Origin of the sequence: Neisseria sp. HMSC03D10 (genome assembly GCF_001807625.1) — a bacterium.
In the GTDB taxonomy this organism is placed as follows: domain Bacteria; phylum Pseudomonadota; class Gammaproteobacteria; order Burkholderiales; family Neisseriaceae; genus Neisseria; species Neisseria mucosa.
Window position 1 is genome coordinate 9197 of record NZ_KV789613.1, and the last position, 14285, is coordinate 23481.

Annotated in this window: 14 protein-coding genes; 12 read left to right on the forward strand and 2 right to left on the reverse strand. The window is 50.7% G+C overall.

What is annotated here, in order from left to right; genetic code table 11:
- Positions 1-150: 150 nt before the first annotated feature.
- The gene (purL, locus tag HMPREF3066_RS11535; protein ID WP_070443054.1) at positions 151-4110 is read right to left on the reverse strand and encodes a phosphoribosylformylglycinamidine synthase; all 3960 of its coding nucleotides are present in this window, start codon (positions 4108-4110) and stop codon (positions 151-153) included.
- Between the two features lie 349 nt (positions 4111-4459).
- Between purL and HMPREF3066_RS11540 the strand changes: the two genes are divergently transcribed.
- From HMPREF3066_RS11540 to HMPREF3066_RS11575, 9 genes are all read left to right on the forward strand, one after another.
- Positions 4460-4798, forward strand: coding sequence for a P-II family nitrogen regulator (locus HMPREF3066_RS11540; protein WP_016687995.1), 339 nt, complete (start codon positions 4460-4462; stop codon positions 4796-4798).
- A 171-nt stretch (positions 4799-4969) separates the two neighbouring features.
- A complete protein-coding gene (gene norM, locus HMPREF3066_RS11545; RefSeq protein ID WP_070443055.1) occupies positions 4970-6349 on the forward strand; it encodes a multidrug efflux MATE transporter NorM in 1380 nt (459 codons plus the stop codon).
- A 76-nt stretch (positions 6350-6425) separates the two neighbouring features.
- The gene (gene murB / locus HMPREF3066_RS11550; RefSeq protein WP_070443056.1) at positions 6426-7466 is read left to right on the forward strand and encodes a UDP-N-acetylmuramate dehydrogenase; all 1041 of its coding nucleotides are present in this window, start codon (positions 6426-6428) and stop codon (positions 7464-7466) included.
- Positions 7467-7477: 11 nt separating this feature from the next.
- Entirely contained in the window at positions 7478-8140 is a 663-nt protein-coding gene (locus HMPREF3066_RS11555; protein ID WP_070443057.1) for a TetR/AcrR family transcriptional regulator, read from the forward strand.
- Between the two features lie 122 nt (positions 8141-8262).
- The gene (gene dapF / locus HMPREF3066_RS11560; protein ID WP_049229889.1) at positions 8263-9114 is read left to right on the forward strand and encodes a diaminopimelate epimerase; all 852 of its coding nucleotides are present in this window, start codon (positions 8263-8265) and stop codon (positions 9112-9114) included.
- Positions 9111-9719, forward strand: a complete 609-nt coding sequence (locus HMPREF3066_RS11565; RefSeq protein WP_060975101.1) for a hypothetical protein — start codon at positions 9111-9113, stop codon at positions 9717-9719. Before dapF ends, HMPREF3066_RS11565 begins: the two co-directional genes overlap by 4 nt.
- Before the next feature lie 114 nt (positions 9720-9833).
- A complete protein-coding gene (gene cysK / locus HMPREF3066_RS11570) occupies positions 9834-10766 on the forward strand; it encodes a cysteine synthase A (RefSeq protein WP_003769224.1) in 933 nt (310 codons plus the stop codon).
- Between the two features lie 22 nt (positions 10767-10788).
- On the forward strand, positions 10789-10938 hold the full coding sequence (locus HMPREF3066_RS13230) for a hypothetical protein (RefSeq protein WP_168160676.1): 150 nt from the start codon (positions 10789-10791) through the stop codon (positions 10936-10938).
- A 127-nt stretch (positions 10939-11065) separates the two neighbouring features.
- Positions 11066-11578 carry a lipoprotein gene (locus HMPREF3066_RS11575; protein ID WP_003755569.1) on the forward strand — a complete coding sequence of 171 codons (513 nt, stop codon included), beginning with the start codon at positions 11066-11068 and terminating at the stop codon, positions 11576-11578.
- 67 nt (positions 11579-11645) lie between these two features.
- On the opposite strand, the gene HMPREF3066_RS11580 is transcribed toward HMPREF3066_RS11575, so the two are convergent.
- Positions 11646-12044, reverse strand: a complete 399-nt coding sequence (locus tag HMPREF3066_RS11580) for a YkvA family protein (protein WP_003755567.1) — start codon at positions 12042-12044, stop codon at positions 11646-11648.
- A gap of 305 nt (positions 12045-12349) precedes the next feature.
- On the opposite strand from HMPREF3066_RS11580, the gene sodC reads away from it, so the two are divergent.
- The 3 genes from sodC (at position 12350) to sdhD (ending at position 14285) form a co-directional block, all read left to right on the forward strand.
- The gene (gene sodC / locus HMPREF3066_RS11585; RefSeq protein WP_039405320.1) at positions 12350-12919 is read left to right on the forward strand and encodes a superoxide dismutase family protein; all 570 of its coding nucleotides are present in this window, start codon (positions 12350-12352) and stop codon (positions 12917-12919) included.
- A gap of 653 nt (positions 12920-13572) precedes the next feature.
- Entirely contained in the window at positions 13573-13950 is a 378-nt protein-coding gene (gene sdhC / locus HMPREF3066_RS11590) for a succinate dehydrogenase, cytochrome b556 subunit (RefSeq protein WP_003779309.1), read from the forward strand.
- Complete coding sequence (sdhD, locus tag HMPREF3066_RS11595; RefSeq protein ID WP_003755562.1) at positions 13944-14285, forward strand: succinate dehydrogenase, hydrophobic membrane anchor protein; 342 nt, start codon at positions 13944-13946, stop codon at positions 14283-14285. The genes sdhC and sdhD overlap by 7 nt, the downstream gene beginning before the upstream one ends.

Genomic DNA, 14285 nt, shown 5'->3' on the forward strand with positions numbered 1-14285 from the left:
GATTCCCGCCTGCGCGGGAATGACGGTAATTGGTTAGTATTCGTATACAAAAGAACATATAAAGGTCGTCTGAAAACGAATATAGCAGAATCCGCTAAATCGTTTTCAGATGACCTTTTTCTTTAAAGCCGAATCAAATCAGCCTGCCGGTTAACCCAAAGCTTTCCTTGCTCCGGCGAAGAGGCGGTACCAGCCGGACAGTTCCGTCCAGTCTTCCGGTTTCCAGCTCATTTGCGCGGCGCGGTACACGCGTTCGGGGTGGGGCATCATGATGGTAACGCGGCCGTTGGTGTTGGTAACGCCGGCGATGCCTTGCGGCGAGCCGTTGGGGTTGAGCGGGTAGGTTTGGGTAACTTGGTTTTGTCCGTCGACGTATTGCAGCGCGATGCCGAGGTCGTCTGAAATTTTGCCGCCGTGAAGCGCGAAGTCAGCGCGGCCTTCGCCGTGGCTGACGACGACGGGCAGGCTGGAGCCTTGCATTTCGGCGAGTATCAGCGAAGGCGATTTGGGGACATGAACCATGCTCAGGCGTGCTTCGAACTGTTCGCTCAGGTTGCGTTTGAACTTCGGCCAGCCTGCCGTGCCGGGAATGATTTCGGCGAGGTTGCTGACCATTTGGCAGCCGTTGCACACGCCCAATGTCAGCGTGTCCGGGTCGGCGAAGAAGGCGGCGAACTGGTCGCGCAAGGCGGGGTGGAACAGGATGGATTTCGCCCAGCCTTCGCCTGCGCCGAGTACGTCGCCGTAGCTGAAGCCCCCGCACGCCGCCAGCATTTTGAAGTCGGCAAGGTGGACGCGGCCTGCCATCAGGTCGGACATATGCACGTCGTAGGCATCGAATCCGGCGCGGGTGAAGGCGGCGGCCATTTCGATTTGTCCGTTCACGCCTTGTTCGCGCAGAATGGCGATTTTGGGTTTTGCGCCGCTGTTGACGAAAGGCGCGGCGATGTCTTCGTTTACGTCAAACTTCACGTCGGCAAACAATGCACTGCGTTCGTTGTCGCCAATCAGGGCGAACTCGCTGTCGGCGCAGGCGGGGTTGTCGCGCAGGCGTTGGATGGCGTGGCTGGTTTCTTGCCAGGTTTGTTGCAGTTTGATTAGATTGTCAGAAATAAGGTGCGTTTGCCCGTCGCGGATGATTAACGTGTTCTCGTCAGTTAACGTACCGATTTCAAAGACATTATGATGCAGCTGTTGTTGATAGAATAAATTGATAATATCGGCAACATCTTGTTTTCTAACTTGGATAACAGCACCCAACTCTTCATTAAATAATGTGCGGGCAATGGTTTCTTGCCATTCAGCCAACGCTTTTACCTCTTCAGTCCGCAATGATTGAGACAGAGCGGTATGGTTGGTAATAAATGTTTGTGCAAGCAATAAATTTAAATCTATATCCAAGCCGCAACGTGCCGCAAACGCCATTTCTACCAGCGTCGCAAACAAGCCGCCGTCGCTGCGGTCGTGGTAAGCCAGCAGTTTGTCTTCGGCTACAAGCTGCTGAATCACTTGGTAAAACGCTTTCAGACGGCCTGCTTCGATATCCGGCGCTTCTCCTGCCATATCGTTATACACTTGGCTTAAGGCCGAGCCGCCCATACGCGCTTTGCCGAAGCCCAAATCGATAAACAGCAATACGCTGTCTTCGACGTTTTTCAATTCGGGCGTAACGGTTTTGCGCACGTCTTTTACCGGCGCGAACGCGGAGATAATCAGGCTCAACGGCGAGACGACGGATTTTTTCTCTTCGCCGTCCTGCCACACGGTTTTCATCGACAGGCTGTCTTTGCCCACGGGAATACTTAAATCCAATGCTTGACAGGCTTTGGAAACGGCTTCGACGGTGCGGTAGAGTTTTTCGTCTTCGCCTTCGTTGCCGCACGCCGCCATCCAGTTGGCGGAAAGTTTGATGTTGCCGATGTCGCCGATGTTGACCGCCGCGATGTTGGTGATGGCTTCGCCGACGCACATTCTGCCCGAGGCGGGTGCGTCAAACAGGGCGACGGTCGGTTTTTCGCCCATAGACATCGCTTCGCCGCGATAGGTGTTGAAGCCCATCATGGTAACGGCGCAGTCGGCTACGGGGGTTTGGTATTTGCCGACCATTTGGTCGCGGTGGGTCATGCCGCCGACGCTGCGGTCGCCGATGGTAATCAGGAAGTTTTTGGCGGCTACGGTAGGCAGACGCAAAACGCGGTAGGCGGCTTCGGTGATGTCGATGTTTTGGGCATTAAATGCCTTTTCAGACGACCTCACGGTTTGGTCGCTGCGCGTGGTTTTGGGCGGTTTGCCGAGCAAGACGTTCAGCGGCAAATCAACAGGATTGTTGGAGAACAAGTCGTCGCGTACTTTCAAATGGCCGTCGTCAGTCGCCGTGCCGACAACGGCAAACGGGCAGCGTTCGCGTTCGCAGATGGCGCGGAAGGTGTCCAAATCTTTTTCCAAAATCGACAACACATAACGCTCTTGCGATTCGTTGCACCAGATTTGCAGCGGATTGAGGCCGTGTTCTTCCAGCGGCACTTCGCGCAGCTTGAATACCGCACCGCGTCCGGCATCGTTGACGAGTTCGGGGAAGGCGTTGGACAGGCCGCCCGCGCCGACGTCGTGGATGGAGATAATCGGGTTTTTGTCGCCGAGCTGCCAGCAGCGGTCAATCACTTCCTGCGCACGGCGTTCGATTTCGGGGTTGCCGCGTTGTACGGAGTTGAAGTCCAAAGAGGCGTCGTTTGTTCCAGTATTCATCGAAGAAGCCGCGCCGCCGCCCAAGCCGATGAGCATACCCGGGCCGCCCAGTTGGATCAGCAACGCGCCTTCGGGGATTTCGTCTTTATGCGTCTGCTGCGCCTGAATGCTGCCCAAGCCGCCCGCAATCATAATCGGTTTGTGGTAGCCGCGAACTTGACCGTCGAATTTTTCTTCAAAGGTGCGGAAGTAGCCCAAGAGGTTCGGGCGGCCGAATTCGTTGTTGAACGCCGCGCCGCCGATGGGGCCTTCAATCATGATGTCCAGCGGTGAGGAAATGTGTTCCGGCTTGCCGTAGTCTTGTTCCCACGGCTGTTTGATGTCGGGGATGTTGAGGTTGGAGACGGTAAAGCCGGTCAAGCCCGCTTTCGGGCGCGAACCTTTGCCCGTTGCGCCTTCGTCGCGGATTTCGCCGCCCGCACCCGTTGCCGCGCCCGCAAACGGCGCGATGGCGGTCGGGTGGTTGTGCGTTTCCACTTTCATGATGATATGCGTGTCTTCCTCGTGGAAACGGTAGCCTTGATTTTCCGCCGCATTCGGATAGAAACGCTCGACTTTTGCGCCTTCAATCACGGACGAATTGTCTTTATAAGCGACGACCGTGCCTTCGGGATGCGCGTTGTGCGTGTCGCGTATCATGCCGAAGAGCGATTTTGGCTGTTTTTCGCCGTTGAGGATGAAATCGGCGTTGAAGATTTTGTGGCGGCAGTGTTCGCTGTTTGCCTGCGCGAACATCATCAGCTCCACATCGGACGGATTGCGCTGCAAAGCCTGATAGTTTTCAACCAGATAATCGATTTCGTCGGCGGAGAGCGCCAAACCCATTTCGGTATTGGCTTTGACCAAAGCCTCTTTACCGCCGCCCAAAACATCGACGGTGGAGAAAGTTTCGGATTCGAGATGGTGGAATAATTTGGAGGCCGTCTGAAAATCAGGCAGCACGGATTCGGTCATGCGGTCGTGCAGCAAAGCCGCCCATTGTTGTTTCTGTTCATCATTCAGACGACCTTCCAGCCACACCGCCATGCCGCGTTCGATGCGCTCTATGCCTTCCAAACCGCAGTTTTCCGCGATATTGGTCGCCTTGGAAGCCCACGGCGAAATCGTACCCAAGCGGGGCGTTACCAAAAATAAATGCAAGCCCTCGCGCGCTTCGGGCGTTTGTTCAACGCTTTGCGCCGCCAACAAGGCTTGCAGTTTTTCGACAGTCGCGGCATCCAGTGCTTTCTCGCTGCCGACAAAATACCAAAATTCGCTTTTCAGTTTCACTTCGGGCAGACCGAGTGCGGCCGCTTTTTGCAAGAGTTTTTCAACACGGAAATCGGAAAGGGCGGTAACGCCGCGCAAGGGCAAAACAACAGACATGATTCAGCTCTCAAATGCGGTTGGGAAAGGCTGTATTATACGCCGAATGGGTCTGGGTTGCTTGGTAATTTGGGTGAAAATGTTGACAATTTTTCAGACGACCTGCGGCCGGGGGGAATGTGCGTGTCGTCTGAAAATATTAAGGAATAAGGGCTTTATCTGTTTTTCTGATTTTCGTCGAAAGTCGGGTATGTGGAAAATTGCAGGAAGTAGAAGGAAGCAACTGTTTCCTTATGTCTTTATGTCAAATACCGCCATGCCCGCATCGCTGAGTGAAACGTATCGCTTATCGTTTCACTGCTGCTTCTGTTATATTTGCCGTTTATTCTTATTCCAATCGGAGTGTGCCATGAAAAAAATCGAAGCCATCATTAAACCTTTCAAACTCGACGATGTGCGCGAAGCCCTTACCGAAATCGGCATCACCGGCATGACCGTCAGCGAAGTCAAAGGGTTCGGCCGTCAGAAAGGGCATACAGAAATCTACCGCGGCGCGGAATACGCCGTCGATTTTCTGCCCAAAGTCAAAGTCGAATTGATTATTGCCGATGAAGATGTCGAACGAGTGATTGACGTTATTATCGAAAACGCCCGTTCCGGCAAAATCGGCGACGGCAAAATCTTTGTGCTGCCTGTGGAAGAAGCTATCCGCATCCGTACGGGCGAACGCTCCGAAGCGGCGATTTGACGGTTTTTAGACGACATTGGGGGTGTTTAAGGTCGTCTGAAAGACTTTCTGGCTGTCCATCAATCGTTGTTTCCAATATAATTCCGTTTTCAAATCTCATACGGAACAGGCCGTCTTTTTTCAGACGACCTGTTTCTTTATTTCCGCTTTTTTAAAGTCCTACAAACACTTATGCTACTCGACCTCAACCGCTTTTCCTTTTCCGTCTTCCTGAAAGAAGTCCGCCTGCTGACCGCCCTTGCCCTGCCCATGCTGTTGGCGCAAGTCGCACAGGTGGGTATCGGTTTCGTCGATACCGTGATGGCGGGCGGTGCGGGTAAGGAGGACTTGGCGGCGGTGGCTTTGGGCAGCAGCGCGTTTGCCACGGTTTATATTACCTTTATGGGCATTATGGCGGCGCTGAACCCGATGATTGCCCAGCTTTACGGCGCGGGTAAAACCGGTGAAGTGGGCGAAACGGGGCGGCAGGGGATTTGGTTCGGGCTGTTTTTGGGGATTTTCGGCATGGTATTGATGTGGACGGCGATTACGCCGTTCCGCAACTGGCTGACCTTGAGCGATTATGTGGAAGGCACGATGGCGCAGTATATGTTGTTCACCAGCCTGGCGATGCCGGCGGCAATGGTGCACCGCGCCCTGCACGCCTACGCTTCCAGCCTGAACCGCCCGCGCCTGATTATGTTGGTCAGCTTCGCGGCGTTTGTGTTGAACGTGCCGCTGAACTATATTTTTGTTTACGGCAAATTCGGCATGCCCGCTTTGGGCGGCGCAGGCTGCGGACTGGCGACGATGGCGGTGTTTTGGTTCAGCGCGCTGGCATTGTGGATTTATATCGCTAAGGAAAAATTCTTCCGCCCGTTCGGACTGACGGCAAAATTCGGCAAACCGGATTGGGCGGTGTTCAAACAGATTTGGAAAATCGGCGCGCCCATCGGGCTGTCTTATTTTTTGGAAGCCAGCGCGTTTTCGTTTATCGTGTTTTTGATTGCGCCTTTCGGCGAGGATTATGTGGCGGCGCAGCAGGTCGGCATCAGTTTGTCGGGGATTCTCTATATGATTCCGCAAAGCGTCGGCTCGGCGGGGACGGTGCGCATCGGCTTTTCGCTGGGGCGGCGCGAATTTTCGCGGGCGCGTTATATTTCAGGCGTATCGCTGGTGTCGGGCTGGGTGCTCGCCGTGATTACCGTGCTTTCCTTAGTATTATTCCGTTCCCCGCTGGCAAGCATGTACAACAATGATCCGGCGGTTTTAAGCATCGCCGCCACCGTCCTGCTGTTCGCCGGCTTGTTCCAACCGGCAGACTTCACCCAATGCATCGCGTCCTACGCCCTGCGCGGCTACAAAGTCACCAAGGTGCCGATGTTCATCCACGCCGCCGCCTTCTGGGGCTGCGGTCTGCTGCCGGGCTACCTGCTCGCCTACCGTTTCGATATGGGCATTTACGGCTTCTGGACGGCATTGATTGCCTCGCTCACTATCGCAGCCATCGCCTTGGTGTGGTGCTTGGAATTGTGCAGCAGGGAGATGGTCAGATCGCATAAGGTCGTCTGAAAACTCCGCCGATTAAAATATCGAAACAATGGGCTGAAGCCCGCCACTGACAATACCCATTTTAAAGTTTAAACCCATGCAACCCATCCAATACCAAACCGACCTCACCCCCTACAACACTTTCGGTCTTCGCGCCCAAGCCCAAGCCTTTATCGCGCTCGAACACGCCGACGAGTTGAGCGACATCGTCCGACTGCCCGAGTTCGACCGCGATACCGTTTTATGGCTCGGCGGCGGCAGCAACATCCTTTTGATGCAGGATTACGCCGGACTGGTCGTCCATATGGAAAACAAAGGCATACGCGAGATTGCGCGTTCAGACGGCCTCGTTTACATCGAAGCGCAAGCAGGCGAAATTTGGCACGATTTTGTCCTGCACACTGTCTCGCTGGGTTTGAGCGGTCTGGAAAACCTGAGCCTGATTCCGGGTACGGTCGGCGCGTCGCCCGTGCAGAACATCGGCGCATACGGCGTGGAGGCGAAAGACGTGATTCACAGCGTGCGCTGCTTCGATTTGGATACGAAAACCTTTGTCGAGCTTTCCAATGCCGACTGCCGCTTCGCCTACCGCGAAAGCCTGTTCAAGCAGGAAGGCAAAGGGCGGTATGTGATTGTTTCGGTCGTATTCGCCCTGAAAGAGCGTTTCGAGCCGAATTTGGGTTACGGCGATTTGGCGGCCGCTGTTGCCGAACTGAGCGCTGGCAGGGCGCCGACGGCGAAAGACGTTTCCGATGCAGTGTGTGTAATCCGCAACAGTAAACTTCCTAATCCTAACGTACTTGGTAATGTCGGCAGTTTCTTTAAAAACCCCGTCGTCAGCGCGGAAAAAGCCGCCGCCTTGTTGCAGCAGCATCCCAATATGCCGCGCTATCCGCAGCCCGATGGTTCGGTCAAGCTTGCGGCAGGCTGGCTGATCGACCAATGTCGTCTGAAAGGCTTCCAAATCGGCGGCGCGGCGGTACACGACAGGCAGGCTTTGGTTTTGGTGAACAAAAACAATGCCTCTTCAGACGACGTTCGGAAATTGGCGCAACATGTCTGCGATACAGTATTTACTCGATTTCAGGTAGAATTACACGCTGAACCCAATTGGCTGCCCGCTTCGTACAGCCTGTAAATCCAAGGAGTATGCCCGTGACCCGCATTGCAAAAACCAATACTTACACCCGCATCATCGACGCCAGCCTGACGCTCTTCAACGAGGAAGGCGAGCGCAACATCAGTACCAACCATATCGCGGCGCATTTGGGCATCAGTCCGGGCAATCTTTATTACCACTTCCGCAACAAAGACGAAATCATCGTCCAACTGTTCAAACGTTACAGCGAAGCCCTGCTGGCATACCTGAATGAAGCCGTGTTGCCGTCCGATGTGGAAGACTCCATCAACTATATGGCGGGCATTTACGACGTTATGTGGGAATACCGCTTCCTCTTCAGCGACGTGAACACCCTGCTTGCGCGCAGTGCCGAACTTTTGGGCGAGCACAACACCTTCACCCAAGCCAAAGTCTCTCCGCTCTTGGTCAACCTGCTCACCCAGCTCAACGGTCTGAACATCATCCAAGCCGACCAAACCGCCATGAACGACCTCGCCGTCAATATGTGGATGGTCACGAAATACTGGTTCGACTTCGACAGCTCCCTACGCGGGCGAACCAAGTTGACCAAAGACTCCAAAGCACGCGGCATCCGCCGTACCTTAAGCCTCCTGCGTCCCTACCTCTTGCCGGAACACCGCGAGGAATACGACCGAAGAATTACAGCGGCAGCCGATATTTTGACATCATAATCATTGGGGCAAGGTTAAAGGTCGTCTGAAAAAAGATGATGCGGCAAATCTCTGCCTGAGTATCCATGCCTAGTTGCCAATATCTAAAAAACATCTCAATTCGATTACAAACAGGAAAACTGATGAAAACTTTGAAATTTACCAAAATGCACGGTTTGGGCAATGATTTTATGGTGGTAAACGGTATCGGGCAGGATTTTGATCCGCTGACTGCGCCGCTTGCCGAATGGTCCGACCGTTTTAGAGGGGTGGGCTTCGATCAGTTGCTGTTGGTGGAAAAGCCTTCTTCCGATGCGGTGGATTTCCGTTATCGTATATTCAATGCGGACGGCAGCGAGGTGGAGCAGTGTGGCAACGGCGCGCGCTGTTTTGCCCGATTTGTGGCGGATAAAGGTTTGACCGATAAAAAGGAAATTTTGGTGGAAACGGCTAAGGGCGTGATTATTCCCAAGCTGTTGGATAATGGTTTGGTGACCGTGAATATGGGCAAACCGCGCTTTACGTCGTCTGAAATTCCGTTTGTACCGGTTCCTGACGAAGCAGATGATGCTTTGACGCATATGGTGATGGTCGGTTTGGAAACGGTGCAGGTCAGTTGTGTGAATATGGGCAATCCTCATGCTGTGATTGTGGTGGAGGATGTTCAGACTGCGCCCGTGGCTCATTGGGGAGAAGCCATTGAGTCGCACGAACAGTTTCCGGAACGTGTCAACGTCGGCTTTATGCAGATTGTCGATAGGGAATCTATCCGCCTGCGCGTATTTGAGCGCGGTGTGGGTGAAACGCAGGCTTGCGGTACGGGGGCTTGTGCGGCTGTGGTTGCGGGCGTCCGGTTGGGGCTGTTGGCGGAAGGCGTGCCTGTGAAGGTTTCGCTGCCGGGCGGGGATTTGTTTATTACTTGGTCGCATGGTGAGGACGTTTTGATGACCGGGCCTGTTCAAACGGTTTTTGAAGGCGAGTTGCAGTATTCATGATTTGGACGAATTTGGATTTTCTCGCCGTTGTTGCTTATGGGCTGGTGTTTTTTGGATTGATTTTCCGCGCTGAAATGTTCCAGTGGTTTTGGGCTTCGGTTGTTTTGTGGCTGGGCGTGTCGACTTTGGGATCGCAGCTTTTGCCGGGAATGTGGGGGATTACCCATGTCGGTCCGTTGTTTGTCCCGCATTTTTATCTGACTTTTGCCAGTGTGTTTTTCTTTGCTTTTCATTGGAAAAAGCAGGCGGATACTGGTTTTTGGCAGGCGGATTTGCAGCATCCGTTTTTGAGCGTGTTTGCCGTCAGCAATGTATTGATGACTTTGGCTTTTGTGTCGATTGCCGCGATATTGTATTTTCTGATGCCGGGCCGTTCTTTGGCTTTTACGTTTCCGGCTTTGTTGAAACTGTACGCGCTCAAGCCTGTTTATTGGTTTGTTTTGCAGTTTGTCATGATGGCGGTTTTTTATCTGCACCGCAGAAGTATTGCCAAGCAGTCGCCGGCGGTGTTCAGTAAAGCGCAACTCAGACTGGGCTGGCTGATGGCTTTGGTCATGCAGACTTTAGTCACGGGGGCGATAGTCGGAGAAATCGGACTTCATTAGGACGCATCAAGCCAAACAACCAAAAGTTATAAATAAAGAAACATTCGATATTGGTTTTTCAGACGACCTGTCTTTAATATACAGGTCATATCACATCAAAATCTGGAGTAGAAAATGAAGATTGCAAACAGCATTACCGAGCTGATCGGCAACACCCCGTTGGTCAAATTAAACCGTCTGACTGAAGGTTTGAAAGCCGAAGTCGCCGTCAAACTGGAATTTTTCAATCCCGGCAGCAGCGTGAAAGACCGCATTGCCGAAGCAATGGTTGAAGCCGCCGAAAAAGCGGGCAAAATCGGTAAGGATACTGTAATTGTGGAAGCGACCAGCGGCAATACGGGTATCGGTTTGGCAATGGTGTGCGCGGCGCGCGGCTACAAGCTGGCAATCACGATGCCTGAAAGCATGAGTAAAGAACGCAAAATGCTGCTGCGTGCGTTCGGTGCGGAATTGATTTTGACTCCTGCGTCCGAAGGTATGGCAGGGGCGATTGCAAAAGCACAAGCCTTGGTGGACGAGCATCCCGATACTTATTTCATGCCGCGCCAATTCGATAACGAGGCGAACCCGCAAATCCACCGCGAAACGACCGCCGAAGAAATTTGGCGCGATACTGACGGTAAAGTTGATATTTTTGTGGCGGGTGTCGGTACGGGCGGTACGGTTACCGGCGTGGGTGAAGTGTTGAAAAAATACAAACCCGAAGTCAAAGTCGTTGCCGTCGAGCCTGAAGCTTCTCCGGTGTTGAGCGGTGGCGAAAAAGGTCCGCACCCGATTCAAGGTATTGGCGCCGGCTTTATCCCTACCGTGTTGAATACCAAGGTATATGACAGCGTTTCCCAAGTTCCGAACGAAGCGGCGTTTGAAACCGCCCGCGCGATGGCAGAAAAAGAAGGTATTTTGGTCGGTATTTCTTCCGGTGCGGCAGTATGGAGCGCGCTGCAGCTTGCCAAACAGCCTGAAAACGAAGGCAAACTGATTGTCGTGCTGCTGCCTTCTTATGGCGAACGCTATCTTTCTACGCCTCTGTTTGCCGATTTGGCATAATAGGGTTGGGAGAAAATAAGTGATGAAAAAGACCGCTTCGGCGGTCTTTTTTGCGGTCTTGCGGCATGGTGTGGCGCAAAAATGGATTTATAGTGGATTAAATTTAAATCAGGACAAGGCTGCAGACAGTACAGATAGTACGGCAAGGCGAGGCAACGCCGTACTGGTTTAAAGGTTAGTCCACTATAAACCACCATATCGTGTAAAGATTGGAATGTAAGGCGAAAGTTGTTGTAATTCAGTCAACAGAAAAAGTCAGATTGATATAGAATTTGGTTATCTGGATAATCCTGATTATAATGGTAGACATGAAAAAATATATTCCCATCTTATTTGCGTTGGCGGCACTTGCCGGTTGTGAGACCATTTATGTCCCAAGCTTGCAAGAAGTGCCTGTCCGTCCGACTAATGTTAAGCCTAATGTTAAAACGACTAAGGGTGAAAAATCTGCGGCGTTCAGTTTGGCTTCTTCGCATTGGAGTGATGTTTCAAAAATCCGCGATGAGGCGACGCGTTTGAGCTATCAGGTCAGCCAAGGAAAAATGACCAAAGTTCAAGCTGCCCAATATCTGAACAAGTTCCGTATCCAGCTTGTCGGCCGTAATGTCGTGGATGACAGCGTATATGAGGTTTATCTGCGTTCTGCCGTTGACAGCCAACGAGGCGAAATCAATACCGAACAATCCAAACTGTATATCCAAAACGCCCTGCGCGGATGGCAGCAACGCTGGAAAAATATGGGTAACAAGCCTTCTAATCCGGCATTTACCAACTTCCTGATGGAAGTCATGAACATGACTCCGTTGAAATAAGTTTCTCATTTCAAACAAAAGGTCGTCTGAAAATTTTCAGACGACCTTTTGTTTTGGATGCTGATATTTATGATGTTTTACGCAGCAGCTTCTCGGTTGCCAGTCTTGCCCGCTCTTTGATGTCTTCCGTCAGATAAGTTTTCATCTGGCTGTACACCAAAGTAATAACGGCAATGTCGTCGCTGAATCCCAAAGGACCCAGCAAATCGGGAATGCTGTCGATAGGGCTGAGGAAGTAAACCAATGCGCCGACGATAATCATCTTGGCGCGTCTGGGGGTGTGAGGGGAGTCCCAAAGATAATACAGTGCATACAACTGGCGTACGATGGGCTCGCCCAACCGGCCTGCAAAACGGGCGAGTTTGTTGAGAAAGCCCGTTTTGTCCAAATTACGCCTTCTGAATTTTGGGATAAAGTTTTCCGGATCGGAAGACTGGGTGTATTGTTTTTCTTCGGAATGTTTCATAACAAGCCTCGCAGTAATTGAGTGGAAAGGGTTTGCCGTAATGCGGGCACAGTATAAAGCGGAGTAAGGCAAAGAAATGTCAGTTTTGCCTAAACGAGGCAAAATTATGGTTGACTACTTCTTTATCGTAGCTGTTTCATATTATAAATAAATATTATTTCGATTAATGGAAAAGATAGAAAAATCAAATGGCTTTGATAGCTAATAACATCTTAAAAATACTCGATTTACTCCCCATTTTGTTTAGAATACAAAGGGGCCTTGACATAAATTTGACATAAATTTGACATAAAAAGGAGATATAAATGAAATTTAAAACACTCGTAGCTGTTGGTATCAGTGCAATCTGTGCTGCGGGAGTGGTCAATGCGCATGAACACAAACATGACCACATGACACCTGCCGGTGCTTCTATTAAAGTGAAAGTGCAACAACTTGACCCGGTTAATGGTAATAAAGATGTAGGCACTGTAACGATTACCGAATCCAAGTACGGTTTGGTCTTTACGCCAAACTTAAGAGGATTAGAAGCCGGCTTGCATGGCTTTCACATTCACCAAAACCCAAGCTGTGAGCCGAAGGAAAAAGACGGTAAACTGACTGCAGGCTTGGGTGCCGGCGGTCACTGGGATCCGAAAGAAACCAAAAAACACGGTTTCCCATGGCAAGATGATGCCCACTTAGGCGATTTGCCTGCATTAACCGTATTGCACGACGGCACAGCCACCAATCCGGTTCTTGCGCCACGCATCAAACACCTTAATGAAGTTCGTGGTCATTCTATTATGATCCACGTTGGTGGCGACAATCATTCCGATCATCCTGCTCCGCTTGGTGGTGGCGGTGCGCGTATGGCGTGTGGCGTGATTAAATAGGTTAATTGTTAGAAACAAAAAGTGCGGTTAAAAATGTTGAACGTTTTAACCGCACTTTTATTTGCAATGAGATCTACTTCAGCACTTCAGCTGTGTTATTTAATTTATGAATAGCGTCAATCAGCTGTTTGTCTGAAGCCCGTATCATTCCGCTATGGTTGCAGCGCTGTCTTTTTGAAGGCATTAGTAGAAATCACATCATCGATATGACGTATGACGCAAATCTTTATTCACTAAAATATTGCAGTTTTGTAATAGAAAAATAAGAGAGTCGTCTGAAAAGTTGCCTGTTGAAATTTTGTTTTGAATGCAACGTTTTATCCCATAAGGTTATGGTTGTTTTGCTTGTGGATGCGTTGGTAAATGATATTAATTCATATTTTTATCACAAGAAACAAGATATTAATACTATTTTGATGGTGTGAGATTATGCGAAACTGATTAAGCGGTAGTGGAAAAAATGTTGGTTTAAGTATTAATAGAGATGTTTATTGTTATTGGTACAGTTTATGATGTTTTTTGGTAAAATTTATTAGATTGTTTATAAATTAGACTGTTCAAAATCGGATAAAACAGGTAAATTATAGTTTATGTAACTCGATGTAATTTGAGTTATTGGTTTTGAGCTGATAAAAAATACAGAGGAACTGGCTATGTCCGTCAAACCGCGTCCTGTCTTTTTGGAGATTCCCAATATACGGTTGCCTATACCGGGAATTGTCTCCATCTTGCACCGCATCAGCGGGGTAGGGTTATTTATAATGCTTCCCGTTTTGCTGTATCTCCTGTCCGGTACGTTGAGCCGCGAGTCGGCGTTTGAAACTTACCGTGCCATCGTTTCCAATCCTTTGGTCAAGTTGATTTTAATCGGCGTGTTATGGGCTTATCTGCACCATTTTCTCGCCGGTATCCGTTTTTTATTTTTGGATGCACACAAAGGCCTTGAGCTGAATACTGCGCGCAATACCGCCAAATTGGTGTTTGCTGCCGCGCTGGTGTTGACCGTCGTTTTGGGAGCGTTGTTATGGTAGAGCGTAAATTGACCGGTGCCCATTACGGTTTGCGCGATTGGGCGATGCAGCGTGCGACTGCGGTTATCATGTTGATCTATACCGTCGCGCTTTTAGTGATTCTGTTTACCTTGCCTAAAGAATATTCGGCTTGGCAGGCATTTTTCGATCAAGTTTGGGTGAAAGTGTTCACCCAGGTTAGCTTTATCGCCGTATTTTTGCACGCTTGGGTGGGTATCCGCGATTTGTGGATGGACTATATCAAACCCTTCGGCGTGCGTTTGTTTTTGCAGGTTGCCACCATCGTTTGGCTGGTCGGCTGCTTGGTGTATTCAATTAAAGTAATTTGGGGGTAA

Excerpts from the sequence above, each read along its gene's own strand:
- norM (WP_070443055.1), top strand. The coding sequence starts at position 4,970 with ATGCTACTCGACCTCAACCGCTTTTCCTTTTCCGTCTTCCTGAAAGAA.
- dapF (WP_049229889.1), top strand. The coding sequence starts at position 8,263 with ATGAAAACTTTGAAATTTACCAAAATGCACGGTTTGGGCAATGATTTT.
- murB (WP_070443056.1), top strand. The coding sequence starts at position 6,426 with ATGCAACCCATCCAATACCAAACCGACCTCACCCCCTACAACACTTTC.
- HMPREF3066_RS13230 (WP_168160676.1), top strand. The coding sequence starts at position 10,789 with ATGAAAAAGACCGCTTCGGCGGTCTTTTTTGCGGTCTTGCGGCATGGT.
- HMPREF3066_RS11540 (WP_016687995.1), top strand. The coding sequence starts at position 4,460 with ATGAAAAAAATCGAAGCCATCATTAAACCTTTCAAACTCGACGATGTG.
- HMPREF3066_RS11575 (WP_003755569.1), top strand. The coding sequence starts at position 11,066 with ATGGTAGACATGAAAAAATATATTCCCATCTTATTTGCGTTGGCGGCA.
- sdhD (WP_003755562.1), top strand. The coding sequence starts at position 13,944 with ATGGTAGAGCGTAAATTGACCGGTGCCCATTACGGTTTGCGCGATTGG.
- HMPREF3066_RS11565 (WP_060975101.1), top strand. The coding sequence starts at position 9,111 with ATGATTTGGACGAATTTGGATTTTCTCGCCGTTGTTGCTTATGGGCTG.
- sodC (WP_039405320.1), top strand. The coding sequence starts at position 12,350 with ATGAAATTTAAAACACTCGTAGCTGTTGGTATCAGTGCAATCTGTGCT.
- HMPREF3066_RS11555 (WP_070443057.1), top strand. The coding sequence starts at position 7,478 with ATGCCCGTGACCCGCATTGCAAAAACCAATACTTACACCCGCATCATC.
- sdhC (WP_003779309.1), top strand. The coding sequence starts at position 13,573 with ATGTCCGTCAAACCGCGTCCTGTCTTTTTGGAGATTCCCAATATACGG.
- cysK (WP_003769224.1), top strand. The coding sequence starts at position 9,834 with ATGAAGATTGCAAACAGCATTACCGAGCTGATCGGCAACACCCCGTTG.
- purL (WP_070443054.1), bottom strand. The coding sequence starts at position 4,110 with ATGTCTGTTGTTTTGCCCTTGCGCGGCGTTACCGCCCTTTCCGATTTC.
- HMPREF3066_RS11580 (WP_003755567.1), bottom strand. The coding sequence starts at position 12,044 with ATGAAACATTCCGAAGAAAAACAATACACCCAGTCTTCCGATCCGGAA.